Origin of the sequence: Bordetella genomosp. 7 (assembly GCF_002261265.1) — a bacterium.
Taxonomy (GTDB): Bacteria; Pseudomonadota; Gammaproteobacteria; order Burkholderiales; family Burkholderiaceae_B; genus Bordetella_A.
The window spans coordinates 577757-600749 of sequence record NZ_NEVK01000008.1; the positions used below are offsets into that span (position 1 = coordinate 577757).

The following is a 22993-nucleotide window of genomic DNA, read 5'->3' on the forward strand; positions in this document are numbered from 1 at the left end:
CCCGCAACATGCCTTCTTCAGATCCTCCCGTCGGCCCGGACGACCTGCCTACTCTGCGCGATAGGCTACCCACCCGCATCATCGCCAGTTCGCTCGTGGCCCTGGCCGTGGTGCTGAGCATGGTCGCGTGGACGCTCTGGCTGTCGTGGGGGCTTGAAGGCGCGGGCGCGGCGATCAATGACACCGGCAGCCTGCGCATGGCCGCCAATCGCGTGGCCGTCGAGCTGATGCGGCCCGACCCAGGGCGGGCGCAGGCCGATGAATTCCTGCGCGCCCAGGATGACACACTTGCGCTGCTCGAGCGCGGCAACCCGGCACGCCCGCTGTTCCTGCCCGACGACCCCGCCATTGCCGACCAGCTGGCCGTCGTGGCGCGGCAGTGGCACGACGTCATGAAGCCCGCGGCGCTGCGCGCGCGTGACGGCGGCGAGCTGGCCGACTATCTGCGCGCCCTGCCCGAATTCGTGGCCCAGGCAGACCACCTCGTGCGCATGATCGAACACGACAACGCCGGCAAGACCACGTTGCTGAGGCTCTCGCAGGGCGTGCTGGCAGGCATAGGCAGCGTGGGCACGGTGGCCATGATCTATCTGCTGTATCTGTGGATCATTTCACCCGTCATGCGCCTGCGAGATGGCCTGCGGCGCATGACCGCCGGCGAGTTCAGCGCCCGCCTGCCCGTGGAATCGCGCGACGAGTTCGGCGTGCTGGCGCGCGGCTTCAACTTGATGGCCGACAAACTCGAGAACCTGTATCGCGACCTGGAAAACCGGGTGCGCCACAAGACGGCCGAGCTCGAGGCCCAGAACCGCGACATTGGCGCGCTGTACGACATGACGGCGTTCCTGAACCAGCCCAACAGCATCGAAGCCATCTGCCGCGGGTTCTTGCAGCGGGCAATGAGCCAGTTCGGCGCTGCGGGCGGCACCATTCGCACGCTGGATCCTTCCGACGAACGCCTGAACATGATGGTGTCTGAAGGGCTGTCGCCCGAACTGGCCGAAGCCGAACGCTGCATGCGGGCCGACCATTGCTATTGCGGCATCGCGACGCAGGACGGCACGCAGATCGTGCGCGACATGCGCAAGCTGGCCCCCATCGAGGCCTTTCATTGCTCCAACGAGGGCTTTCGCAGCCTGGCCGTGTTCCGCATCGTTGCGCGTGACGAGGTGCTGGGTTCCTACTCGCTGCACTTCAAGACGCAGCGCGACATCACGCCAGCGGAAACCCAACTGCTCGAAACCCTGGGGCAGCACCTGGGCGTTGCGCTGGAAAACCGCCGCCTGGAAGCCCATGCGCGCCAGTTGGCAGTGGAACGCGAGCGCAACCTGGTGGCGCAGGGCCTGCACGACAGCATCGCCCAGGGCCTGAACTTTTTGAAGCTGCAGCTGCAACTGCTGGACGATGCGCTGGCGCGAGGCGACCAGGACGACGTTCGCGATATCGTGCCGCTGTTGCGCACGGGCGTCGAAGAAAGCTACCAGGACGTACGCGAGCTGCTGGTGAACTTCCGCACCAAGCTCGACCAGGGTGCGCTGCCCGATGCCATCGAAGAGGCGATTTTGCGGTTCCAGCGCCAGACGGGCATAGAGGTCGACCTGGACATGCGTTATGACACCGACCGACCGCTTGCGCCCGACCAGCAGCTGCAGGTGCTGTTCATCCTGCAGGAAGCCCTGTCGAACGTGCGCAAGCACGCAGAGGCGAACCGTGTACGGGTGTGGCTGCGCAATAACCAGGACTTCGAACTGGAGATTGCCGACGACGGCGTCGGATACGATCCGGACGAAGTCGGGCAGCGGGTCGACAGCCATATCGGGCTGCATATCATGCGCGAGCGAGCGGCTCGCCTTAACGCTGTGATAAAACTGTCATCCCGGCCCGGCGCCGGCGCCACGGTGCGGCTGGTACTGCCGCGCGACAAGCGCCGCGCCGCCTGAAGACGCTCGCTACCATGGCTATCCGCATCCTGCTTATCGACGACCACAGCCTGTTCCGATCCGGCGTGCGGCTGCTGTTGCAGCGCCAACCCGATTTCGAAGTCGTGGCCGAAGCGGCAGACGGGCTGGAAGGCGTCAAGCGCGCCAAGGAATTCCAACCCGACGTGATCCTGCTGGACCTGAACATGCCGGGGCTGTCGGGCCTGGAAACGCTGCAGTTGCTGGTGCAGGACGTGCCGCGCAGCAATGTGGTCATCCTGACCGTATCAGAAGAAGCCGACGAACTCAGCCAGGCGCTGCGCGACGGCGCGCGAGGCTATCTGGTGAAGAATATCGATGCCGAGGCCCTGACGACGGCGATACGCCGCGCGGCGTCGGGCGAGCCGGTGATAGCCGACAACATGACAGCCAAGCTGGTCGACCGTTTTCGCGAGCAGGCCGCGCAGAGCAACGGCGCGGCCGCGGGCGGCGAACGCACGCGCCTGACGGCGCGCGAACGGGAAATCGTGCAATGCCTGGCGCACGGCGCCAGCAACAAGGTAATTGCGCGGCAGCTTGATATTGCCGAGAGCACGGTGAAGATACACGTGCAGAACATCCTGAAGAAGCTCAACCTGACGAGCCGCGTACAGGTGGCCGTGTATGCGGTCGAGCATGGGTTGGTGTCGGATTGATTCGGGCCCTGCCAGTTCGCCGGCGCCAGCACGTGGGAGCCGCGAATATCCACTGCCTTATCGCCTTCAGGCAAGTGGGGCGACCAGTACCCGCACGTTCTCCAGCGCCTGGAATGGCGCCAGTTGCGCAGGGCTGGCGTCAGCGTCGGTGATCAGCGTCCAGACGCCGCGCATGGGCGTCCAGGCCTGCTGGCCGGCAAAGCCCAGCTTTTGCGAATCGGCCAGCACATAAACGGCTTCGGCACGGTCCATCATCTGCTCTTTCAAGTAGGCCTGGTCGGCACTGGCTTCGCACAGGCCGCGTCCGGCCACGATGCCATCGGCGCCCAGGAAAACCTTGTCGGCGGTGATGCGCCCCAGCGCGAGGTCGGCCAGCGGCCCCACTGTACCCATGCTGAGCTTGCGCACCTCGCCGCCCAGCATGGTGACGCGTATACAGTCGTCGCGTGCAAGGATAGTCAGCGCTTCGATATTGTTGGTGACGACATGCAGTCGGTCACGGCCGCGTAGCATGCGTGCCAGCGCCGCGGTGGTCGTACCAGCATCCAGCAGCAGCGTGTCTCCGTCCTTGATCTGCCGTAGCGCCAGCGCAGCGATGGCCTCTTTTTGTGGGCGCTGGATGAACATGCGTTCGTTCAGCGTGTGCTCGCGGCGGTCGTGGGAAACGTATGCGGCGCCGCCATACGTGCGCAGTAGCCGCCCTTGCGCGGCCAGATGGGCGAGGTCGCGCCGGATGGTCGAAATCGATACCCGCAGGTTGTGGCTGAGTTCCTCGACGTCGTTGATGCCTTCGTGCACCAATTGAGTGATGCGCTGCTGGCGCTCGCGGGTTTTGCTGGACGACATTGGAGGCCTCGCCGGCATGGGTATATGGAAGGTCGGATGCAGTCGCTGCGGTTGCGTTCTATGCGCAACTATGCGGGCATTTTGCCTGGAACATGATTGTTTCAATCAATATTTCGTATAACAAAAGCCGGTTGACGATAGTTTTGATCGAAACGCGCAGAATTTCGTTGACATGACAAAACCTCGCGTGCGACGATGGTCAAAAAATGTGCAGGGCGGCGAGCCAGCAGCCAGCCCCACAAGGAGACAATCATGAAAACGCAAGCCAAGGCGTTTGTGCTATGCGCCGCCACCCTGATGGTGTCTTGCCTGCCGGCCATTGCTGCGCCGCAGGCCGACTGGAAGTTCTTCACCTACTTTGCCGCCAACGATAAGCCTACGCTGTTGCACAAAGCGTTCGCCGAGGACGTGACGAAGGCCAGCCAGGGCCGCTTGAACATCCAGGTATATGCGTCCGGTGAATTGCCTTACAAGGCGTCAGACGTATTGCGCGCGGTGGCGCGCAACCAAGTGCAAATCGGAGACGTTGCGTTCGGCTTCGTGGCAGGCGATGTGCCGCAGCTCAATGCCTTGTCTATGCCATTCTCGTGCACATCGATAGACAAGTTCTACGACAAGGCTGCGCCAGCCATGGAGAAGGACATCAACGACGTGCTGGGCGGGAAGTTCAAGACGCAATCCATTATGCAATGGGTGATGCCGCCGCAACAATTATGGCTGGTCAAGCCTATTGATGACATCGAAGGGCTCAAGGGCCTGAAGGTGCGCGCCTGGAACCGCGAGCAGGTCGACATGATGGCGGCGCTGGGGGGCGCCGGTGTGACGGTGACGCCCGCCGAAGTGATCCCTTCTTTGCAACGCAAGGTGGTCGATGGCGCCTTCACGGCGGCCGTGCCGGCGTTGGACTGGAAGTTCAACGAAGTGACGAAAATGGGCTATATGCTCAACCTGACGCTCGCTCACCAGGCCATGGTGGTGAACCAGAAGGCGTTGCAGGGCTTGCCCGATGACCTGCAGAAACTGCTGGCCGACAAGGCCGTGGAGTGGGCGCCGAAGTACCGTGCCGCCATGATAGAAGCAGATCGCGATGCGCGTCGCCAGCTGCAGGAAAAGGGCATGACGCTGCAGGATGTCAGCTCGGCCGATATGGAAAAGCTGCGGGCTGCCACGCGCCCGATCGGCGAAGCGTGGGCGGCCAAGAACGGCGATCTGGCCGCCAAGATGCTGGCCGGCGCCATCGATGCCTGCCGCTGATCCACGCGCCCCAATGAAGGCCGTTGCGCCGCCCGACAGGCTCGGCCGTGCGCTGGACCGCCTGGGGTCGGGCGCGCTGACCGCATCGGCCTGCATGCTGCTCTTGATGATGGTCCTGATGTGTGTGGAGATCGCCGCGCGCCTGTTCTTCAAGACATCGATACAGATATCGGAAGAGTACAGCGGCTATCTGTTCACCTGGGCCACGATGGGCGGCTTTCTGTATGCCCAACGGTCGGACCGATTCCTGCGCGTGGATGCGCTGCGCAACGCGCTTCCCGTGCGAGTGCGCGCCGCTGTCGATGGGCTGGCTGCGTTGGCCGGCGCAGTGCTTTCACTGATTCTGCTGGAGGCGACGTGGGACACCTTTTACAGTAGCGTCCTGTTTGAAACCACGTCCATGCAGTATTCCGAAACGCCGCTGTATCTGCCCCAGGTGATCATGCCCGTGGGGTTCGGGTTGCTGGCCCTGGCGTTCCTGCACACCGCGTTTGCGCAGTGGCGCGCCGCGTGCGGACTCGGGCCCGTGCCCCAGCCGATGGTGATTGCCGCCGATCCGCCAAAGGCGGTGCACGAATGAGCTGGCAAGCGACGCTGGGCATCTATGGCGTGATGTTGCTGGCCACCCTGGTTGGGGGCGTAGGCATAGGCATCAGTATCGGGCTGGTGGGCATCGTCGGCATCACCTTGGTGGCCGGCACTGACCTCTGGTTGTCGCTCGGCGACATCGTTTGGAACACCACCAATAACTTCACGCTGGTCTCGATACCGCTGTTCGTGTTGATGGGCGAAGTCATCCTGCGCAGCGGCATCGCCGGACGTTTTTATTCCGGCGTGGCGGTGCTGCTGCGCTGGCTGCCCGGTGGCCTGGCCCAGACCAACATTATCGGTTGCGCGATCTTCTCGGCCATCGCGGGTTCTTCCGTGGCTACTGCCATGACCGTGGGCTCGGTGGCTATTCCAGAAATGCGCAAGCGGGGCTATGCGGACAGCCTGACGCTGGGCACGCTAACGGGCGGCGGCTGCCTGGGCATACTGATTCCACCGTCGATTCCAATGATTGTCTATGCGTCCATGACGCAGGTATCACTGCTGGACCTGTTCATGGCGGGTGTGATTCCGGGTTTGCTGATGGCGGCCATCTTCATGGCGTACGTGGCCTTGCGCGTTGCCCTGGACCCGGCACTGGCGCCTCGCGATGTCGAGCGCCCCACTTCCCAACAGGTGGCGCAGGCGGCGCGGGATGTCTTGCCGGTGGTAGGCTTGATTGCCGCTGTGATCGGCAGCATGTATTTCGGAGTCGTGACGCCGACAGAAGCCGCAGCGTTGGGATGTCTGTTTGCCCTGGTCCTGGCGGCGGCCTACCGGGTGCTGACGCGCGCCCGCCTGATGCACGCACTGGTCAATGCGGCGATCACCAGCGGCGTGGTGATGTTCATCACCATCAACGCGCAGATTCTCAATTTCGCCATCGTGACCTCGGGCGTCGGCCAGGGGCTTGCCAACGGCATGGTCGACCTGGGGCTGACGCCATTTGCGTTCTTCCTGGTGTTGCTGGTGGTGTATCTGGTGGTGGGCATGTTCATCGACGGGTTGTCGATCATGCTGCTGACAGTACCCATTCTGTATTCGTCGTTCATGGCCATGGGTTTTGACGGCGTCTGGACAGGCATCATCATTGTCGTGTTCATCGAACTGGGCGCGCTGACGCCGCCCATGGGCCTGAACCTGTTTGCGGTGCAATCAATCGCCAGTGATACTCGACTGGGTGCCGTGGCACGCGCCTCCATGCCATTTGCGCTGATCATTGTGGCGTTCGCCTTCTTGCTGTATGCCTTCCCCGGCGTCGCCCTGTGGCTGCCGTCGATGATGAAAGGAGCGTAAGCGTGTTGTTCGATGCACCGCCGGTTATTCCCACCCGCGTATTCGCGCGCCTGCCCGATACCTTGCGCAAGCGGGGCAAGGATACTGAATGGCACTGTGGCCAGCCGGGCAATCTGCCCGAGCATTCATTGTTGGAAGGCCCGGCCTTCGACCGCGACGGCACGCTGTGGTGCGTAGATATTCCGTACGGACGCATATTCAAGGTGTCGCCCGACGGCGAGTTCTCGCTTGCGCTGGAATATGACGGCGAGCCCAACGGCGTTGCCATTCATCAGGACGGGCGTCTGTTCATCGCCGACTACGCGCACGGCATCTTGGTGTACGACCCGCGCACGGGTGACATACAACCGTTCGTCACGCGGGTACGGCTGGAACGTCTGAAGGCCGTCAACGACCTGGTGTTCGCGCCCAACGGCGACCTGTTCTTTACCGACCAGGGGCTAACGGGCCTGCATGACCCCACGGGACGAGTGTTTCGTGTACGGGTCGATGGCCGCGTGGACTGCCTGCTGGACAACATTCCCAGCCCGAACGGGATCGCGCTGGATCCCAGCGGTACGGTGCTGTATGTGGCGGTGACCCGCGCCAATGCCGTATGGCGCGTGCCGCTGATGCCGGACGGCACGATTGCCAAGGTGGCGAACTACATCCAGTTATCGGGCGGCGGTGGGCCCGACGGGTTGGCCGTGGATAGCCAGGGAGGCCTGGCCGTGGCCCATATTGGCCTGGGAGTGGTGTGGCTGTTCGACCGGCGCGGCGTGCCGGTGGGCAAAGTGCAGTCCGCGGTGGGCGACCACACGACCAACGTCGCATACGGCGGCCCGCACGGAAAGACCCTATACATCACAGAGTCCGAAAGCGGCCAGATCCTGCAGGCGGACGTGGCCGTGGCGGGCCTGGGGTTGTATTCGGGGGTGTAGCGTGGTGGGTAAGGCGGCCTCGGGCATTACTTGCCGATGCAAAAACTCGAGAAGATCTCTCCCAGCAAGTCGTCGCTGGTGAACTTGCCCGTGATGCTGGTCAGGCTTTCGTGCGCCAGCCGCAGTTCTTCGGCAAACAGATCCAGCACGCGGTCGTCCTGCGCGGCGTGTTCGCACGCCAGGGCCAGGTGTTCGGCCGCCATCTGCAGGGCCCGCACATGCCGTTCGCGCGCAAGCCAGGGCGATTCGGCGCCGGGGTTCCAGCCGGCCAGGGCCAGCAGGCGCGCGCGCAGATCGTCCAGCCCTGTGCCCTGGCGCGCCGAGATGCCCAGCTGTTTGTCGGACGGTTGAAACGGCGCATCCAGCAGGTCCACCTTGTTGAACACCGTCAGCACCGGGGTGCGGGCGGGCAGGCGCGCCACGATCTGCGCGTCGATCTCGTCGCCGGGCTGCGTGGCGTCCTGCAGGTGCAGGATGACGTCGGCCCGTTCGATTTCCTGCCAGGTGCGGGCGATGCCTATGCTTTCGACCGTATCGTCGGTATCGCGCAGTCCGGCGGTGTCGACCACGTGCAGCGGCACGCCGTCGATGTGGATTTCCTGCACCACTTTGTCGCGCGTGGTACCGGCAATGGGTGTGACGATGGCGATGTCGTCGCCTGCCAGCGCATTCAGCAGGCTGGATTTGCCGACGTTGGGCTTGCCCGCCAGCACGACGTGCAGGCCCTCGCGCAGGATGACGCCCTGACGCGCCTGCGCGATAAGCGCGTCCAGATCGGCGGCCAGTGTTTCGAGCGTGGGCCGCGCCTGGTACTTTTCAAGAAAGTCGATTTCTTCTTCGGGAAAGTCCAGCGTGGCTTCGACCAGCATGCGCAGGTGCACGATGCGGTCGGACAGGGCGTTGACGCGCGCCGAGAATTCGCCCGACAGGGACGCCATGGCGCCGCGCGCGGCGGCAATCGATGATGCATCAATCAGATCGGCCACCGCTTCGGCCTGGGCCAGGTCCATGCGGTCGTTCAGAAAGGCTCGTCGCGTGAATTCGCCCGGCTCGGCCAGGCGCAGGCCCAGGTCGGCGCCGGCCTGCAGGCAGCGGTCCAGGATGCGCCGCAGCACGGCGGGCCCGCCGTGCCCCTGCAGTTCCAGCACGTCTTCGCCGGTATACGAGTGCGGCGCGCGGAAGTACAGCGCGATGCCTTCGTCCAGGTGTTCGCCGGTATCGGCCGTAAAGGGCAGATAGTGCGCGTGGCGCGGTGTAAGGGCGCGGCCGAACAGGCGCCGCACAAGGCCGGACAGATCGGGGCCGGACACCCGGACAACGCCTATGCCGCCACGGCCGGGCGCGGTGGCAATCGCAGCGATGGGGGCGTGTGTGGGCAGGGCCATAGAAAGCAGAATCCAGACAGAGCCAGAAGGGCAATAAGGGAATATAACTGTTGCGTGGGCCGAGGTTTGCTGGTTATGTTCTTCGGCAGTCCAACCGCGGAACAAACTGGGAGAAGCAAGATGGCGTCTCGATGGTTACGTTTATTGGCAGGTGGTGTGGTGACCCTGGCGATGGCGCTGGGCGCCACGGGGCCGGCGGCGGCCCGCGACCTGGTGGTGGCCTTGAAAACCGAACCCAGTTCGCTGGATCCGCAATATCACGCGCTGACGCCGAATACGCAGATATCCCAGACGCTGTTCGATCCGCTGGTGCGCGCCGATTCGAAGCTGCAGCCGCAGCCCGCGCTGGCGGAGTCCTGGACGGTGGACGGCAATGTCTGGACGTTCAAGCTGCGGCCTGACGTGAAGTTCTCGGACGGCACGCCGTTCACGTCGGAAGATGTGGTGTTCACGTACGACCGCATTCCCAAGGTGCCCAATAGCCCGTCGCCCTTTACCCTGTACCTGGGGTCGGTGGCCAAGACCGAGGCCGTGGACCCCCTGACCGTGCGCATCACCACCAAGGCTCCGGCGCCGCTGTTGCTGATCAATCTGGCGCAGTTGCCGATTTTGTCGAAGCAGGCGGCTTCGGGCCCCGCGCCCGAGGGCAAGACCACCACGCAGCTCAATAGCGGCGACGGGCTGGTGGGTACGGGGCCATATAAGTTCGTGTCCTGGAAGCGCGGGGCCGAGCTGGTGTTCGAACGCAATGAACACTATTGGGGCGACAAGCCCGACTGGGACCGCGTGATCTACCGCCCCATGTCGAACGCCGCGGGCCGTGTGGCCGCGCTGCTGGCGGGCGATGTGGACTTGATCGAGGATCCGCCCACCGACGACCTGCCCAACCTGAAGAAGAACGAAGACCTGTACGTGGAAGAAACGCCGTCGGTACGGGTGATGTACGTGGCGATGGACCAGCATGCCGAGCCGACGCCGGGCATCCCGCTCGACAAGAACCCGCTGAAAGACAAGCGCGTGCGCGAAGCGCTGTCGCTGGCGATCAACCGCGATGCCATCGTCGACCGCGTCATGGGCGGGGTGGCCAAGGCCGCGGGCAACGTGCTGCCGTATCCTATGTTCGGCTCGTCGAAGGAACATGCCGAAGCGCCCAAGGCCGACACGGATAAGGCCAAGGCCTTGCTGAAGGAAGCGGGCTATCCGGATGGGTTCACGATTACGCTGGGCTCGCCGTCGGGCCGGTATGTCAACGACTCGAAGATCGCCCAGGCGCTGGCGTCGATGTGGTCGCGCATAGGCGTGAAGACCAGCGTCGAAGCGCTGGCGCCGTCGGTGTTCTTCAAGAAGCGCGACAGCTATGAGTTCAGCGCCTATATGGCGGGCTGGTCGGTAACCAGTGGCGAAATGTCCAATCCGCTGACCTCGCTGCTGATGACCCGCAATCCGGATGCGGGCGAAGGCACCACCAACCGCGGCCGCTATTCCAACCCTGAAATGGACAAGCTGGTGCGAGAGGCGGCATCCACCATGGACGACGACAAGCGCGCCAAGCTGCTGCAGCAGGCCAGCAATATCGCCATGGACGACTTCGCGTTGCTGCCGCTGCATTTCGAGTTGTCTGTGTGGGCCATGAAGAACGACATCCGCTACCAGGGGCGGCCCGACCAGACCACGCTGGTGCAGTATGCGACCCTGAAGAAGTAACGCTGGAGCCGCGCCAACGTGCTGGCCACCATTATTCGCAGGCTGCTGCAGACGCTGGTTGTATTGCTGGTGATGTCCGCGCTGGTGTTCGTGGGCATCTACCTGGTAGGCGACCCGGTGTCGATGATGGCCAGCCCCGAGGCCACGGATGCGCAGCGGGAGGAAATACGCGCATCGCTGGGGCTGGACCGGCCCCTGTTGATGCAGTACCTGACCTTCCTGGGCCAGGCGGTGCAAGGCGACTTCGGCAACAGCTTCCTGACCGGCGAGCCGGCCATGCGCCTGATACTCGAGCGCATGCCGGCCACCGTTGAACTGGCCACCGTGGCCATGCTGATGTCGGTGCTGATCGGCGTGCCGCTGGGCATCATCGCGGGCCTGCGTCCCAAGGCGGTTGGATCGCGGGCCATCATGACAGGATCGGTGTTGGGCTTTTCGCTGCCGAACTTCTGGGTCGGCCTGATGCTGATCATGCTGTTTGCCGTGACGCTGGGCTGGCTGCCGGCCAGCGGCCGCGGCGCGACGGTTACGGTGCTGGGCGTGCCGCTCAGCGTGCTGACCCTGAGCGGCTGGGCGAGCCTGATCCTGCCGGCCAGCACGATTGCGCTGGCCAAGTGCGCCATGATCGTGCGGGTGACCCGCGCGGCCACGCGCGAGTCCCTGCCTATGGATTACATCAAGTTCGCCCGGGCGAAGGGCCTGTCCGAAAAGCGCGTGCTGGGCGTGCACCTGCTCAAGAACATCCTGATTCCCATCGTGACGGTGGCCGGGCTGGAATTCGGGCAGGTCATGGCCTTTGCCGTGGTGACCGAAACCGTGTTTTCCTGGCCGGGCATGGGCAAGCTGCTGATCGACTCCATCATCAACCTGGATCGCCCGGTGGTGGTGGCCTACCTGATGTTGATCGTTTTCTTCCTGGTGATGCTGAATCTGATCGTGGACATCGTCTATACCGTGCTCGACCCGCGGGTGCGTCTGGAGCGCCGCGCATGACCACGCCCGTTAGCCCCGCCAATGTTGCCGAGCCGCCTGTCGCCGCGCCGGTGGAGACGCCGTTGCGGCGGTTCATGGCGGATTTCTGCGCCAGCAAGCTGGCGTTGCTGGGCTTGGCGCTGTTGCTGCTGACGGTGGGCGCGGCGCTGTTCGCCCCCTGGATCGCGCCGCAGAACCCGTTCGACATCGGATCGCTGGACATCCTGGATTCAAAGCTGCCGCCAGGCAGCACGAGCAGCGACGGCAGCATGACGTACTGGCTGGGCACCGACGGCCAGGCGCGCGATGTGTTCTCGGCCATTCTGTATGGCATGCGCACGAGCCTGATGGTGGGCACGATCTCGGTGCTTGCCGCCTTTATCATCGGCGCCACGGTGGGGCTGATCGCCGCCTATTTCGGGGGGCGCGTCGACGCGTTCCTGATGCGCGCCGTGGATATCCAGTTGTCGTTCCCGGCCATCCTGGTTGCGTTGATCCTGCTGGCGATCCTGGGCAAGGGCGTGGACAAGGTCATCATCGCGCTGGTGGTGGTGCAATGGGCGTACTTTGCGCGCGCCGCCCGCGGGGCTGCGCTGGTTGAGCGCAGCCGCGAGTATGTCGAGGCGGCGCGTTGCATGTCGCTGGGCTGGGGGCGCGTATTGTTTCGCCACGTGCTGCCCAACTGCATGCCGCCGCTTATCGTCATTGCCACCATAGACCTGGCGCACGCTATTGCACTGGAAGCCACGCTGTCGTTCCTGGGCGTGGGCGTGCCGGTGACCGAGCCATCGCTCGGCATGCTGATCTCGAATGGCTTCGAGTATCTGTTGTCGGGCCTGTACTGGATTTCGTTCTTTCCGGGCATCGCACTGGCGATTGCCATCGTGGGCATCAACCTGGTGGGGGATCACTTGCGCGACGTGCTCAACCCCCGCAATGCGACATGAGCAGCATGCCCGACATGAACGCGCATCCGTCCGCCGCGCCCATGCTCGAAGTGCGCGGCCTGAAGACGCATTTCTTTACGCGAGCCGGGGTCGTCAAGGCCGTTGACGGGGTAGACCTGTCGGTAGGCGCGGGCGAGATCCTGGGCCTGGTCGGCGAATCGGGATCGGGCAAGAGCATCACGGGGTTTTCTCTGCTGGGGCTGGTGGATCCGCCAGGCCGTGTGGTCGATGGCGAGATACGCCTGAACGGTGAAGACCTGCGCCAGGCTTCGCCGCGGCGCTGGCGCGAACTGCGCGGCAGCGACATCGCCATGATCTTCCAGGACCCCATGATGACGCTGAACCCGGTGCTGCGGGTGGACACCCAGATGGTCGAGACGGTGTTGGCGCACCGTCGGGTCAGCCGGGCCGACGCGCACGCGCGCGCACTCGAGGTGTTGACCAAAGTGGGCATTCCGTCGCCCCAGGAGCGCCTGCGCGCCTACCCGCACCAGTTGTCGGGCGGCATGCGGCAGCGCGTGGCCATTGCGATTGCGCTGCTCAATGCGCCGCGGCTGATCATTGCCGACGAGCCCACCACGGCGCTGGACGTGACCATACAGGGCCAGATTCTTTACGAGATGCAGAAGCTGTGCCGCGAGACCGGCACGGGGCTGATCTGGATCACCCACGATCTGGCGGTGGTCGCGGGGTTGGCGGACCGCGTGGCGGTGATGTATGCCGGCCGCGTGGTGGAAACCGGCACGACGGCCGACGTAATCGGCCAGCCCTTGCACCCCTATACGCGAGGCCTGATCGCGTCGATCCCCACGCCGCATACGCGCGGCGAGCCGCTGGAGCCCATCCCGGGCATGACGCCGTCGCTATTGAACCTGCCGCAGGGCTGTGCGTTTCGCGAACGTTGTGCGCGTGCCACCGAAGCCTGTCTGCAGGCTCCGCCGGCCGTCGAGCACCGGCCGGGCCACTGGGCGCGCTGCTGGCATGCAGGAGATTCGTAGTGCAGACCCCCGCATTCCCGTCTTCCGTGCCTTCGGGGCAACCGCCATCGCGGCAGGCAGGCGTTCCGGTTTTGTCGCTGCGACAGGTAGAGCAGCATTTCGTGCAGCCTGTCGATTTGGCCGGCCGCATCGCCAACCTGTTCGGGGCCGGCCTGAAGACGCTGGTGGTGCAGGCGGTGGGCGGCGTGGACCTGGACGTGCGCGCGGGCGAAGTGATAGGCATCGTCGGCGAGTCCGGCTGCGGCAAGTCGACCCTGGGCCGCATGGTGGCCGGCATCCTGCGCCCCACGGGGGGAGAAATCCTGTACCGCGGCGCGTCCGTGGCGAAGATGCCGGCACGCGAGCGCCGCGCCTATGAACTTGGGGTGCAGATGATCTTCCAGGATCCTTATGCATCGTTGAACCCCCGCATGCGGGTGCTGGACATCATCGGCGAGGCGCCCGTGGCGCACGGCCTGATCCGCAGTGGCGAGAAGGCCGCTTATGTGGCTGGCTTGATGCGCCAGGTGGGCCTGGACCCGGCTTACGCGCAGCGCTATCCGCACCAGTTCTCTGGCGGGCAGCGACAGCGCATCGGCATTGCACGCGCCCTGGCGCTCAAGCCATCGGTGATCGTGTGCGACGAGGCGGTCGCCGCGCTGGATGTGTCGATCCAGGCGCAAGTGCTGAATCTGTTCGCGCAGTTGCGCCGCGAGCTGGACCTGACGTATCTCTTCATCAGTCATAACCTCAGCGTGGTGAGCCATATCTCGGACCGTGTGGCCATCATGTACCTGGGCCGCATTGTCGAACTCGCGCCGACCGAGGCGGTGTTCTCGCGGGCGAATCACCCGTACACCCAGGCCCTGCTGAAAGAGCTGCCGGACCTGCGCCCCGGACGGCGCGATTACCAGCCCATCAAGGGCGAGCTGCCCTCGCCGCTGGCGCCGCCGGCTGGCTGTGCGTTTCATCCCCGGTGCCCGCACGCCATGCCGCGCTGCTCGGCCGAGCGGCCGCTGCTGCGCCAGATCGCGCCCGGCCACGCCAGCGCATGTCATTTGAATGATGAGCCGGGACGCCCGGGCGCGGCCGGCGCAAGCGCGAATGGTGTCTGACACCCTGCGGGAGTCAGACACCGGGGCGTGGGCGGGGGTGAGCGGGTGGTGATTTTTCGGTGGGTGTCAGACTCCCGGCAGGGTGTCTGACACCGAGCGGTGGGCAGTTGAATGCACGCCCGCGGAGCGGTTTATTTGCTCCGCCGGAAATGCGCCCCCGATATGCTAAAAGACTTGGGTATCAGCAATTTCTGTAGGCCAGACGCTATGAAAACCATTGATGAGATTGAACGCGCTCATGCCGACTTGACCAGTCTGCGGCGCGATATCCATGCGCATCCCGAACTGGCGTTCCAGGAAACCCGTACGTCGGCGCTGGTGGCCGAACGGCTGCGCAGCTTCGGTATCGAGGTGCATACCGGCTTTGGCAAGACGGGCGTGGTGGGCGTGCTGAAGTCGGGATCGGGCGGCAAGACCGTCGGCGTGCGCGCCGACATGGACGCCCTGCCCATGCCCGAGCACAATCGTTTCGCGCACAAGTCCACCATCGAAGGCCGTATGCACGGTTGCGGCCACGATGGACATACGACCATTTTGCTGGGCGCAGCCGAGTACCTGGCGAAGCACCGCAATTTCAACGGGACTGTCGTCTTCATTTTCCAGCCCGCCGAAGAAGGCGGCAATGCCGGCGCGCGCGCCATGATGGAAGACGGCCTGTTCGAGAAATTCCCCTGCGATGCCGTGTTCGGGCTGCACAACATGCCGGGCATGCCGGTGAACCAGTTCGGCTTTCGCAGCGGCCCCGCGATGGCTTCGAGCAACCGGTGGGACATCACCATACGCGGCGTGGGCGGCCATGCGGCGCAGCCGCACCGTTCGGTGGACTCCATCGTCATCGCGGCGGATATGGTGCACGCGCTGCAGACGCTGATCTCGCGCAGCAAAGACCCGTTGGAATCGGCGGTGCTGACCATCACCCAGATCCATGCCGGCGACGCCTACAACGTCATCCCCGGCGAGGCCGTGCTGCGTGGAACGGTGCGCACCTACACGGTGGACGTGCTGGACCAGATCGAAGAAGGCATGCGCCGCATTGCCACGACCCTGCCGCAGGTATATGGCGCGACGGGCGAACTGGATTTCGTGCGCGCCTATCCGCCGCTGGTGAACTGGGAAAAGGAAACCGAGTTTGCCGCCCAGGTGGCGCGCGAAACCTTCGGCGACGAGCAGGTCAACTGCGATATCCCGGCTTTCATGGGCGCCGAAGACTTTGCCTTCTATCTTGAGAAGGTTCCCGGTTGCTATCTGTTCCTGGGCAACGGCGACGGTGACCACCGCCTGGCCAGTTATCACGGCATGGGGCCCTGCCAACTGCACAACCCCAACTACGACTTCAATGACGCCTTGCTGCCGGTGGGCGCCACCTACTGGGTCAAGCTGGTGGAGAAGTTCCTGGCCGCCTGAACGGCGCTGCCCCGCCGCCGCGCGGCCAGTGTGGTGCGCGGCGGTGCGGACCTATATGACCTGAGGCTTTGTCCAAACACCGATAACTTCGTTGGGGGTGCAGGCGGCGGTTTGCATAATTCAAGGCTCTGAATACCGGAGCCGTCCATGTCTGCCAGTACCGCGCTGCGCCACGCCGAACGTGCCGATGCATTTTTCCAGGATTTCGATGTCCGCCCCCTGCCCGGCGGGCTGGGCGCCGAAATTGTCGGCCTGGACCTTGCACAGCCGCTGGGCGACGATGACTTCGCGCGCGTCCACCGCGCGCACCTGGACCACCATGTCGTGGTCTTTCGCGACCAGCGCATCACGCCGCAGCAGCATATCGACTTCAGCCGCCGCTTCGGCAAGCTGATGATCCACGTACTGCACCAGTACCACTTGCCGGGCCATCCCGAAGTCCTGATCGTGTCGAACATCATCGAGCAGGGCAAGCCCGTGGGGCTGGGTGATGCAGGCAAGTACTGGCATTCCGACATCTCGTACAAGCCGCTGCCCAGCCTGGGCTCGCTGCTGCATGCGCAGGAACTGCCCGCCGAGGGCGGCGACACCCTGTTCGCGGACATGCACAAGGCGTACGAGACACTGCCGCTTCACTTGCGCCGGGCCATCGATGGCCGGCGCGCCGTGCACTCGTATCTGGCCAAGTATGGCCAGATGCAGAAAGACGGCAACTGGCGCCCCACCCTCAGCCCCGAGCAATTGGCACAAGTGCAGGAGGTCGTGCATCCCGTCGTGCGCACGCATCCGGAAACCGGCCGCAAGGCGCTGTTTGTCAGCGAAGGCTTCACGACCCGCATCGAGGGCCTGCCCGAAGACGAAAGCCGGCAGATTCTGGACGAGCTGTTCGCGCACAGCGTGCGGCCCGAGCACACGTACCGCCACGTATGGCGCGATCACGATCTGGTCTTCTGGGACAACCGGTCGCTGATCCACCTGGCCACGGGGTGCCCGCCGCACCTGCGCCGCAAGCTGTATCGCACCACCATCGAAGGCGACCTGCCGTACTGAACGGGATCACACCATGCATAAACTGTCCCCCGCCCGACATCGCCTGCGGCGCTACCTTGGCGCCGCGTTCCTGGCGCTCGTGATTGCCGTGCTGGCGCTGTTGTCGCCCACGCCGGCGCTGGCCGAAGGCCGCCTGCGCATCGCCGAGCAGTACGGCATCGTGTACCTGATGTTGAATGTGGCGCGCGACCAGCAATTGATCGAAAAGCACGGCAAGGCGGCCGGTGTGGATATCGAGGTGGAATGGGTCAAGCTATCCGGGGGCGCGGCGGTCAACGATGCGTTGTTGTCGGGCAGCGTGGACATCGCCGCGGCGGGCGTGGGCCCCCTGCTTACCATCTGGGATCGCACGCGCGGCCGCCAGAACGTCAAGGGCGTGGCGTCGCTGGGCAATTTTCCCTATTACCTGGTGACCAACAACCCTGCAGTCAGGACGATCGCCGACTTCACCGATAAAGACCGCATCGCCCTGCCGGCGGTGGGCGTGTCGGTACAGGCTCGCGTGCTGCAGCTGGCTGCGGCCAAGCAATGGGGCGATGCGCAGTATGCCAGGCTGGATACGATCTCGGTGGCCATGCCGCACCCTGACGCGGCGGCCGCCATTATCTCGGGCGGCACGGAAATCACGGCGCACTTCGGCAACCCGCCGTTCCAGGACCAGGAGCTGGCGCAGAACCCCGACGCGCGCATCGTGCTGAATTCGTACGATGTGCTGGGCGGGCCCAGTTCCGCCACGGTGCTGTTCGCTACCGAGAAGTTTCGCGAAGATAATCCCAAGACTTACGGCGCTTTCCTGAAGGCGCTGCAAGAGGCGGCGCAATTCGTGTCGGCCAATCCGGAGCAGGCGGCCGATATTTATCTGCGCGTGACGGGGGCGAAACTCCACCGCGATTTCCTGGTCAAGGTCATTACCAATCCCGACGTGTCATTTACCTTGCAGCCCAACAATACGCTGGTGCTTGCCAAGTTCATGGGCCAGGTGGGCGCCATCAAGAAAACCCCCCACGACTGGACCGAATACTTCTTCGACGATCCCGCCATCGGGCAGGGCAGCTGAGATGTCAGAATCGCTACTGCAGGTGCGAGACCTGACACTGGAATACAAGACGCCGCAGCGCCGTGTGCGGGCAACGCACGAGGTCAGCTTCGAGGTGCTGGAAGGCGATCGCTATATCCTGCTGGGCGCATCCGGGTGTGGCAAATCCACCCTGCTCAAGGCCATCGCGGGTTTTGTCGCACCCACATCCGGCCAGATCCTGTTGGGCGGCAATCCGGTGTCGGGCCCCGGGCCCGATCGCATCGTGGTGTTCCAGGAATTCGACCAGCTGCCGCCCTGGAAGACAGTGCTGGACAACGTGATGTTTCCGCTGGCGGCCTCGCGCAGGCTGGGCCGGGCCGAGGCGCGCGAGCGCGCGCTGCACTACCTGGACAAGGTGGGCCTGTCGGCATTTGCGGGCGCATACCCTCATACCCTGTCGGGTGGAATGAAGCAGCGGGTGGCGATCGCGCGTGCGCTGGCCATGCAGCCGCGCATCTTGCTGATGGACGAGCCGTTCGCGGCGCTGGATGCGCTGACGCGCCGCAAGATGCAAGAAGAACTGCAGGCATTGTGGGACGAAGCGCGCTTCACCCTGCTTTTCGTCACGCACTCGATCGAAGAGGCGCTGGTGCTGGGCAATCGCATTCTGCTGTTGTCGCCGCATCCCGGCCGCGTGCGGGCCGAGCTCGACGCCCAGGCGTTCGACTTGCACAGCCAGGGGTCCGCGGCGTTCCAGGCGGCAACGCGGCGCATCCATGATCTGTTGTTCGACGCACCCGCGCATCGTCCGCTGCAGCGGGCCGCCTGAGCCCGCCGGAAGTCCTGTCATGACATTGCAAGCAAGCGGCGCCGCGGCGCGCCCCGAAATCGAATACATCCTGCCGCCCCTGCCGGAGCTGGCTAGCGAGGCGCCTTTGGCCTGGCACGAGCGGCTGCGCCAGCATGCCGGCGTGCGCAAGGCGGGCATTCTGCTGCTGCTCGCATTGGCATGGGAAGCGGCGGCCCGGTATACCGACAATGACCTGCTGTTGCCGGGCGCATGGCAGACCGCCCAGGCTTTCGTGCAGGGCTTGCTGGATGGCGAGTTGCCCCGCCGCGCGCTCCAGTCGCTTTCCGTGCTGCTCAAGGGCTATGCGGCGGGCATCGTGCTGGCGTTTGTGCTTACCACGCTCGCTGTCTCGACGCGGGTGGGCCGCGACGTACTCTCGACGTTGACAGCCATGTTCAACCCTCTGCCGGCAATTGCGCTGTTGCCGCTGGCGCTGCTGTGGTTCGGCCTGGGCGAAGGCAGCCTGGTGTTCGTGCTGATTCACTCCGTGCTGTGGGCGTTGGCGCTGAACATCTATTCCGGTTTCCTGGCGGTGCCGGAAACGCTGCGCATGGCGGGACGCAACTATGGCCTGAAGGGGCCGCGGTATGTGCTGGGCATTCTCATACCGGCGGCTCTGCCGTCGATCGTGGCGGGGCTGCGCATCGGCTGGGCGTTTGCGTGGCGCACGCTGATCGCGGCCGAACTGGTGTTCGGCGCATCGAGCGGCAAGGGCGGCCTGGGTTGGTACATCTTCCAGAACCGCAATGAACTCTATACCGACCGCGTGTTCGCGGGCCTGGCGGCCGTGGTGATGATAGGGCTGGCGGTCGAGAACCTGGTGTTCAACACACTGGAACGCGTGACCGTGCGGCGGTGGGGCATGCAGAAGTAACTCCGGGTACTGGGCCCGGAATCACCGTCTGCCGGCGGCGCGCAGCACCAGGTCGGCGCCCTTTTCCCCGATCATGATGCTTGCAGCGTTGGTGTTGGTGGACACCATCGCAGGCATGACCGACGCGTCGATCACGCGCAGGGCCGACACGCCGTGCACGCGCAATTCCGGGTCTACCACCGCGCTTTCGTCCTTGCCCATCTTGCACGAGCCGCTGGCATGGAACACCGTGCCGCCGTTGTGGCGGGCAAACTGTTCCAGGCTGGCATCGTCGGTCACCGCATTGCCGGGCATATATTCTTCGGATGTGACCAGGTCGCGGAACGACGGCTGCCGGAAGATGTCCCGCAGTATCTTCAAGCCGTCCACCAGCACGCGCGCATCGTGCGGCTCGGTGAGATAGTTGGTGACAATGGCCGGCGGCTGCAGCGCATCGGCAGAGCGTATGCGCACGTGCCCACGCGACAGCGGCCGGCATTGTGTAGCCGAGGCCGAAAAGCCCGAAAACCGGTGCAGGGGGTCGCCCGGCTTGTCTACCGACAGAGGCATGACGTTGAACAACAGGTCGGGCCGGCCGCCCTGCGCGTACCGGCTGCACACCATGCCGCCCATCTGGCCCGCGCCCACGGTCAGGGGGCCCGATTGGGAAAACAGCCACTGCGCGCCCATGGACGCCAACCCTGCGATGCTGCGCGACTGGTCGTTCAATGACATCTTCTTGCGCAGCTTGACTACCACCCGCGCCTGATAGTGGTCTTGCAGGTTCTCGCCGACGGCGGGCAGGTCTGCCGTGACCGCTATGCCGTGCTGTTGCAGCAGCGCGGCCGGGCCCACGCCCGATAACTGCAGCAACTGGGGCGACTGCAGCGCGCCGGCGGCAAGCAGTACCTCGCTTTCGGCGCGCGCGGATTCCACCACGCCATCGCGCAGCCATTCGACACCGGTTGCCCGACCCTGCCGGATCAGCACGCGGGTGACGTGGGCGTGAGTCAGGACTTTGAGGTTGGGGCGGGCCAGCACAGGCAGCAGGAAGGCCGTGGCTGCATCGCAGCGCCAGTGGCCCCGCAGCGTAAGCTGGTACGATCCCAGCCCTTCGGTCTGTGCCCCGTTGAAATCGGGGTTGTGCGCAAAGCCCGCTTCGGCGCCGGCCTGCAGCCATGCGTGGCAGTACGGGTGGTTGTTGCGCAGATCCGAGACGCACAATTCGCCCGACGCGCCATGGTATTCATTGGCGCCGCCCTGGTAGCGTTCGGATCGCTTGAAAAACGGCAGCACCTGCCTATAGCTCCACCCGTCGGCGCCCAGCCGCTGCCAGTCGTCGAAGTCTGCATGCTGCCCACGGATGTACAGCAGCCCGTTGATGGCGCTGGAGCCGCCCAGCACGCGGCCGCGCGGCCACACGATGGTGCGGTTGCCGGTGGCCTGCTGGGGTTCGGTGGAGAATTGCCACGAGAACCGGGGGTCGTAGATGGTGCGAAAGTACCCGATCGGCAAACGCAGCCAGAAATTGCGGCTGCTGCCGCCCGCCTCGATCAAGAGGACACGGCAGCGGGGGTCGGCGCTGAGCCGGTTGGCCAGCACGCAGCCTGCCGAGCCCGCGCCGACAATGATGTAGTCGTAGCCCCCGGGCCGCCCGGTGTCGCGGCTCATGGCGCGGGCGTCCGCAGGCCCAGCCGCGAGTACGCTTCGGCGGGCGCGTCATTGTCGCGCATGATCTTCATCATCAGCTCCTGCAGTCGTGCTTCGATCGCCGCGTCGCGGAACGGTTGTTCTTGCGCATAGTCGGTCTCCAGGTCATACAGCACCGTCGTGGTGTCTTCGTATCCGCCGCCCTGCCCCTGGTGGCCGGTGGGTTGGCCACGATCGTTGCGGCGCGCGGGCACTTTCAGCAACGGAACGCCCTGGGTGAAGGAAAACGGCGGCGCCAGCTCCAACCCACGCAGGTCGTCGACATGGAACATGGATTTCAGGTGCATCGGCATCAGTGTGTATTCGTACAACTGCTGGCGCGTCATGTCTTCGGGGTACAAGAAGTAGGTGTACCGGCCATCGGTAATGTTGGTGCCGGCCCCGAACATGCCGTAAAGCGCGGCCTCGCGCCCCGGGCCGTCTTGCGTCAACAGCGGCAGCAATGACCGGCCATCGCACGTGGGGGGCGCCTCTACGCCATGCAAGGCCAGCAGCGTGGGCATGATGTCGATGGTCTGCGTCAGTGCCATGCGCCGTTGCCCCGCCTGGCTGGCGCAGTCAGGGTGATAGACCATAAGCGGTATATGCGCGATCTCGTTATAGAAGGGCATGCGGTTCTTGCCCCACCAGTCGTGCTCGGCCAGCAGGAAGCCGTGGTCGGTGGTCAGCACCACGGCGGTGTCTTTCCACATGTCGTGCTTGTCCATGAAATCGAGCAGCCGGCCGAAATGGTGGTCGCACATGGCCACCAGTGCCGCATAGTTCGCGCGCAGCTCGGCGATCTCGCTGGCCGATTCTTCATTGCGCTTATAGCGCGGCCAGTCGAGGATGGGGCCGTCGTAATCGGTGGGATACCGTTCGCGATAATGGGCCGGCGCATGAAAGGGCTCGTGCGGGTCGAAGCATTCCAGGTGCAGCAGCCAGTTGTCCGCATGGCGGTTGTGTTCCAGGAACTCCAGGCCGGCGTCGAAGGTGCGCGGGCAGCAATAGTCGGCTTCTTCGCGCATGAATTCGCGGTTCACCATCGCCTGTACCCGGCCGTCGTTCTTGCCCATGGGGTGCTGCATGGGGTGGTACATGGCGCGCAAGCGTTCCAGGGGCGGCTGCACCATGGCTTTCCACTTGTCCCATTCCTGGCCGCGCACGAATTCCCAGGTGTTGTAGCGGTTGTGATAAGTCGCGCCGCCGTCTTCCCAGTAGTGGTAATGGTCGGACACCAGGTGCGTGTATATGTCTTGGGCGCCGAGCAACTGTGCGAACGACTGGTCAAACGGCTCCAGCGGCCCCCAGCTGCGGTGCAGGAAGTTCAGCCGTCCGGTATGCATCTCGCGGCGGGCGGGCATGCACGGCAGGCTGCCCACGAAATGCCGATCGAACGCCACGGCTTTTTGCGCGAACCGGTTGAAGTTGGGCGTATCGATGGCCGTGCCGCCGTAGCATTGCAGCGCCGAGCGCATCAGCGAATCGAACAGCATGAAAATAGTACGCAT

20 protein-coding genes are annotated in these 22993 nt (G+C 64.6%); 16 read left to right on the top strand and 4 right to left on the bottom strand.

Annotation, left to right across the window (positions count from 1 at the left end; translation table 11 throughout):
* Window positions 1-8 precede the first annotated feature (8 nt).
* Entirely contained in the window at window positions 9-1940 is a 1932-nt protein-coding gene (locus CAL19_RS18620; RefSeq protein ID WP_026640552.1) for a type IV pili methyl-accepting chemotaxis transducer N-terminal domain-containing protein, read from the top strand.
* A gap of 14 nt (window positions 1941-1954) precedes the next feature.
* Entirely contained in the window at window positions 1955-2614 is a 660-nt protein-coding gene (locus CAL19_RS18625; RefSeq protein WP_026640553.1) for a response regulator, read from the top strand.
* 66 nt (window positions 2615-2680) lie between these two features.
* Here the strand turns inward: CAL19_RS18625 and CAL19_RS18630 are convergent, their stop codons facing one another.
* Window positions 2681-3460, bottom strand: a complete 780-nt coding sequence (locus CAL19_RS18630) for a DeoR/GlpR family DNA-binding transcription regulator (protein WP_094797625.1) — start codon at window positions 3458-3460, stop codon at window positions 2681-2683.
* Window positions 3461-3712: 252 nt separating this feature from the next.
* Between CAL19_RS18630 and dctP the strand changes: the two genes are divergently transcribed.
* The 4 genes from dctP to CAL19_RS18650 are packed head-to-tail and all read left to right on the top strand — an operon-like array spanning window position 3713 to window position 7518.
* Window positions 3713-4714, top strand: coding sequence for a TRAP transporter substrate-binding protein DctP (gene dctP / locus CAL19_RS18635; RefSeq protein ID WP_170941564.1), 1002 nt, complete (start codon window positions 3713-3715; stop codon window positions 4712-4714).
* A 13-nt stretch (window positions 4715-4727) separates the two neighbouring features.
* Window positions 4728-5294, top strand: coding sequence for a TRAP transporter small permease (locus CAL19_RS18640; RefSeq protein WP_170941565.1), 567 nt, complete (start codon window positions 4728-4730; stop codon window positions 5292-5294).
* Window positions 5291-6598 carry a TRAP transporter large permease gene (locus CAL19_RS18645; protein ID WP_094797628.1) on the top strand — a complete coding sequence of 436 codons (1308 nt, stop codon included), beginning with the start codon at window positions 5291-5293 and terminating at the stop codon, window positions 6596-6598. Before CAL19_RS18640 ends, CAL19_RS18645 begins: the two co-directional genes overlap by 4 nt.
* Before the next feature lie 5 nt (window positions 6599-6603).
* Window positions 6604-7518, top strand: a complete 915-nt coding sequence (locus tag CAL19_RS18650; RefSeq protein ID WP_026640558.1) for an SMP-30/gluconolactonase/LRE family protein — start codon at window positions 6604-6606, stop codon at window positions 7516-7518.
* Window positions 7519-7544: 26 nt separating this feature from the next.
* Here the strand turns inward: CAL19_RS18650 and mnmE are convergent, their stop codons facing one another.
* A complete protein-coding gene (mnmE, locus tag CAL19_RS18655; RefSeq protein WP_094797732.1) occupies window positions 7545-8897 on the bottom strand; it encodes a tRNA uridine-5-carboxymethylaminomethyl(34) synthesis GTPase MnmE in 1353 nt (450 codons plus the stop codon).
* Between the two features lie 126 nt (window positions 8898-9023).
* Here mnmE and CAL19_RS18660 point away from each other — a divergent pair, with 126 nt between their 5' ends.
* From CAL19_RS18660 to CAL19_RS18705, 10 genes are all read left to right on the top strand, one after another.
* Window positions 9024-10607 carry an ABC transporter substrate-binding protein gene (locus CAL19_RS18660; protein ID WP_026640560.1) on the top strand — a complete coding sequence of 528 codons (1584 nt, stop codon included), beginning with the start codon at window positions 9024-9026 and terminating at the stop codon, window positions 10605-10607.
* Between the two features lie 18 nt (window positions 10608-10625).
* On the top strand, window positions 10626-11600 hold the full coding sequence (locus CAL19_RS18665) for an ABC transporter permease (RefSeq protein WP_094797629.1): 975 nt from the start codon (window positions 10626-10628) through the stop codon (window positions 11598-11600).
* Window positions 11597-12526, top strand: a complete 930-nt coding sequence (locus CAL19_RS18670; RefSeq protein ID WP_026640562.1) for an ABC transporter permease — start codon at window positions 11597-11599, stop codon at window positions 12524-12526. Before CAL19_RS18665 ends, CAL19_RS18670 begins: the two co-directional genes overlap by 4 nt.
* Entirely contained in the window at window positions 12523-13524 is a 1002-nt protein-coding gene (locus tag CAL19_RS18675) for an ABC transporter ATP-binding protein (RefSeq protein WP_094797630.1), read from the top strand. Before CAL19_RS18670 ends, CAL19_RS18675 begins: the two co-directional genes overlap by 4 nt.
* 26 nt (window positions 13525-13550) lie before the next feature.
* A complete protein-coding gene (locus CAL19_RS18680; RefSeq protein ID WP_051423850.1) occupies window positions 13551-14618 on the top strand; it encodes an ABC transporter ATP-binding protein in 1068 nt (355 codons plus the stop codon).
* A gap of 207 nt (window positions 14619-14825) precedes the next feature.
* On the top strand, window positions 14826-16022 hold the full coding sequence (locus CAL19_RS18685; RefSeq protein ID WP_026640564.1) for a M20 aminoacylase family protein: 1197 nt from the start codon (window positions 14826-14828) through the stop codon (window positions 16020-16022).
* Window positions 16023-16169: 147 nt separating this feature from the next.
* Window positions 16170-17072, top strand: a complete 903-nt coding sequence (locus CAL19_RS18690; RefSeq protein ID WP_038852499.1) for a TauD/TfdA dioxygenase family protein — start codon at window positions 16170-16172, stop codon at window positions 17070-17072.
* A gap of 13 nt (window positions 17073-17085) precedes the next feature.
* Window positions 17086-18129: an ABC transporter substrate-binding protein gene (locus CAL19_RS18695; protein ID WP_094797631.1), complete on the top strand. Its 1044-nt coding sequence runs from the start codon at window positions 17086-17088 to the stop codon at window positions 18127-18129.
* Window position 18130: 1 nt separating this feature from the next.
* Complete coding sequence (locus CAL19_RS18700) at window positions 18131-18919, top strand: ABC transporter ATP-binding protein (RefSeq protein WP_038852500.1); 789 nt, start codon at window positions 18131-18133, stop codon at window positions 18917-18919.
* A gap of 19 nt (window positions 18920-18938) precedes the next feature.
* Entirely contained in the window at window positions 18939-19814 is an 876-nt protein-coding gene (locus tag CAL19_RS18705; RefSeq protein ID WP_094797632.1) for an ABC transporter permease, read from the top strand.
* 21 nt (window positions 19815-19835) lie between these two features.
* On the opposite strand, the gene CAL19_RS18710 is transcribed toward CAL19_RS18705, so the two are convergent.
* Both CAL19_RS18710 and CAL19_RS18715 read right to left on the bottom strand, forming a co-directional pair.
* Window positions 19836-21464: a GMC family oxidoreductase gene (locus CAL19_RS18710; protein ID WP_026640569.1), complete on the bottom strand. Its 1629-nt coding sequence runs from the start codon at window positions 21462-21464 to the stop codon at window positions 19836-19838.
* The gene (locus CAL19_RS18715) at window positions 21461-22993 is read right to left on the bottom strand and encodes a sulfatase (RefSeq protein ID WP_094797633.1); all 1533 of its coding nucleotides are present in this window, start codon (window positions 22991-22993) and stop codon (window positions 21461-21463) included. Before CAL19_RS18715 ends, CAL19_RS18710 begins: the two co-directional genes overlap by 4 nt.

What these genes read in the sequence shown, in the direction of transcription:
- CAL19_RS18620 (WP_026640552.1), top strand. Translation starts at nt 9, where the DNA reads ATGCCTTCTTCAGATCCTCCCGTCGGCCCGGACGACCTGCCTACTCTG.
- CAL19_RS18625 (WP_026640553.1), top strand. Translation starts at nt 1,955, where the DNA reads ATGGCTATCCGCATCCTGCTTATCGACGACCACAGCCTGTTCCGATCC.
- CAL19_RS18630 (WP_094797625.1), bottom strand. Translation starts at nt 3,460, where the DNA reads ATGTCGTCCAGCAAAACCCGCGAGCGCCAGCAGCGCATCACTCAATTG.
- dctP (WP_170941564.1), top strand. Translation starts at nt 3,713, where the DNA reads ATGAAAACGCAAGCCAAGGCGTTTGTGCTATGCGCCGCCACCCTGATG.
- CAL19_RS18640 (WP_170941565.1), top strand. Translation starts at nt 4,728, where the DNA reads ATGAAGGCCGTTGCGCCGCCCGACAGGCTCGGCCGTGCGCTGGACCGC.
- CAL19_RS18645 (WP_094797628.1), top strand. Translation starts at nt 5,291, where the DNA reads ATGAGCTGGCAAGCGACGCTGGGCATCTATGGCGTGATGTTGCTGGCC.
- CAL19_RS18660 (WP_026640560.1), top strand. Translation starts at nt 9,024, where the DNA reads ATGGCGTCTCGATGGTTACGTTTATTGGCAGGTGGTGTGGTGACCCTG.
- CAL19_RS18670 (WP_026640562.1), top strand. Translation starts at nt 11,597, where the DNA reads ATGACCACGCCCGTTAGCCCCGCCAATGTTGCCGAGCCGCCTGTCGCC.
- CAL19_RS18675 (WP_094797630.1), top strand. Translation starts at nt 12,523, where the DNA reads ATGAGCAGCATGCCCGACATGAACGCGCATCCGTCCGCCGCGCCCATG.
- CAL19_RS18685 (WP_026640564.1), top strand. Translation starts at nt 14,826, where the DNA reads ATGAAAACCATTGATGAGATTGAACGCGCTCATGCCGACTTGACCAGT.
- CAL19_RS18690 (WP_038852499.1), top strand. Translation starts at nt 16,170, where the DNA reads ATGTCTGCCAGTACCGCGCTGCGCCACGCCGAACGTGCCGATGCATTT.
- CAL19_RS18695 (WP_094797631.1), top strand. Translation starts at nt 17,086, where the DNA reads ATGCATAAACTGTCCCCCGCCCGACATCGCCTGCGGCGCTACCTTGGC.
- CAL19_RS18700 (WP_038852500.1), top strand. Translation starts at nt 18,131, where the DNA reads ATGTCAGAATCGCTACTGCAGGTGCGAGACCTGACACTGGAATACAAG.
- CAL19_RS18705 (WP_094797632.1), top strand. Translation starts at nt 18,939, where the DNA reads ATGACATTGCAAGCAAGCGGCGCCGCGGCGCGCCCCGAAATCGAATAC.
- CAL19_RS18710 (WP_026640569.1), bottom strand. Translation starts at nt 21,464, where the DNA reads ATGAGCCGCGACACCGGGCGGCCCGGGGGCTACGACTACATCATTGTC.
- CAL19_RS18715 (WP_094797633.1), bottom strand. Translation starts at nt 22,993, where the DNA reads ATGCGTACTATTTTCATGCTGTTCGATTCGCTGATGCGCTCGGCGCTG.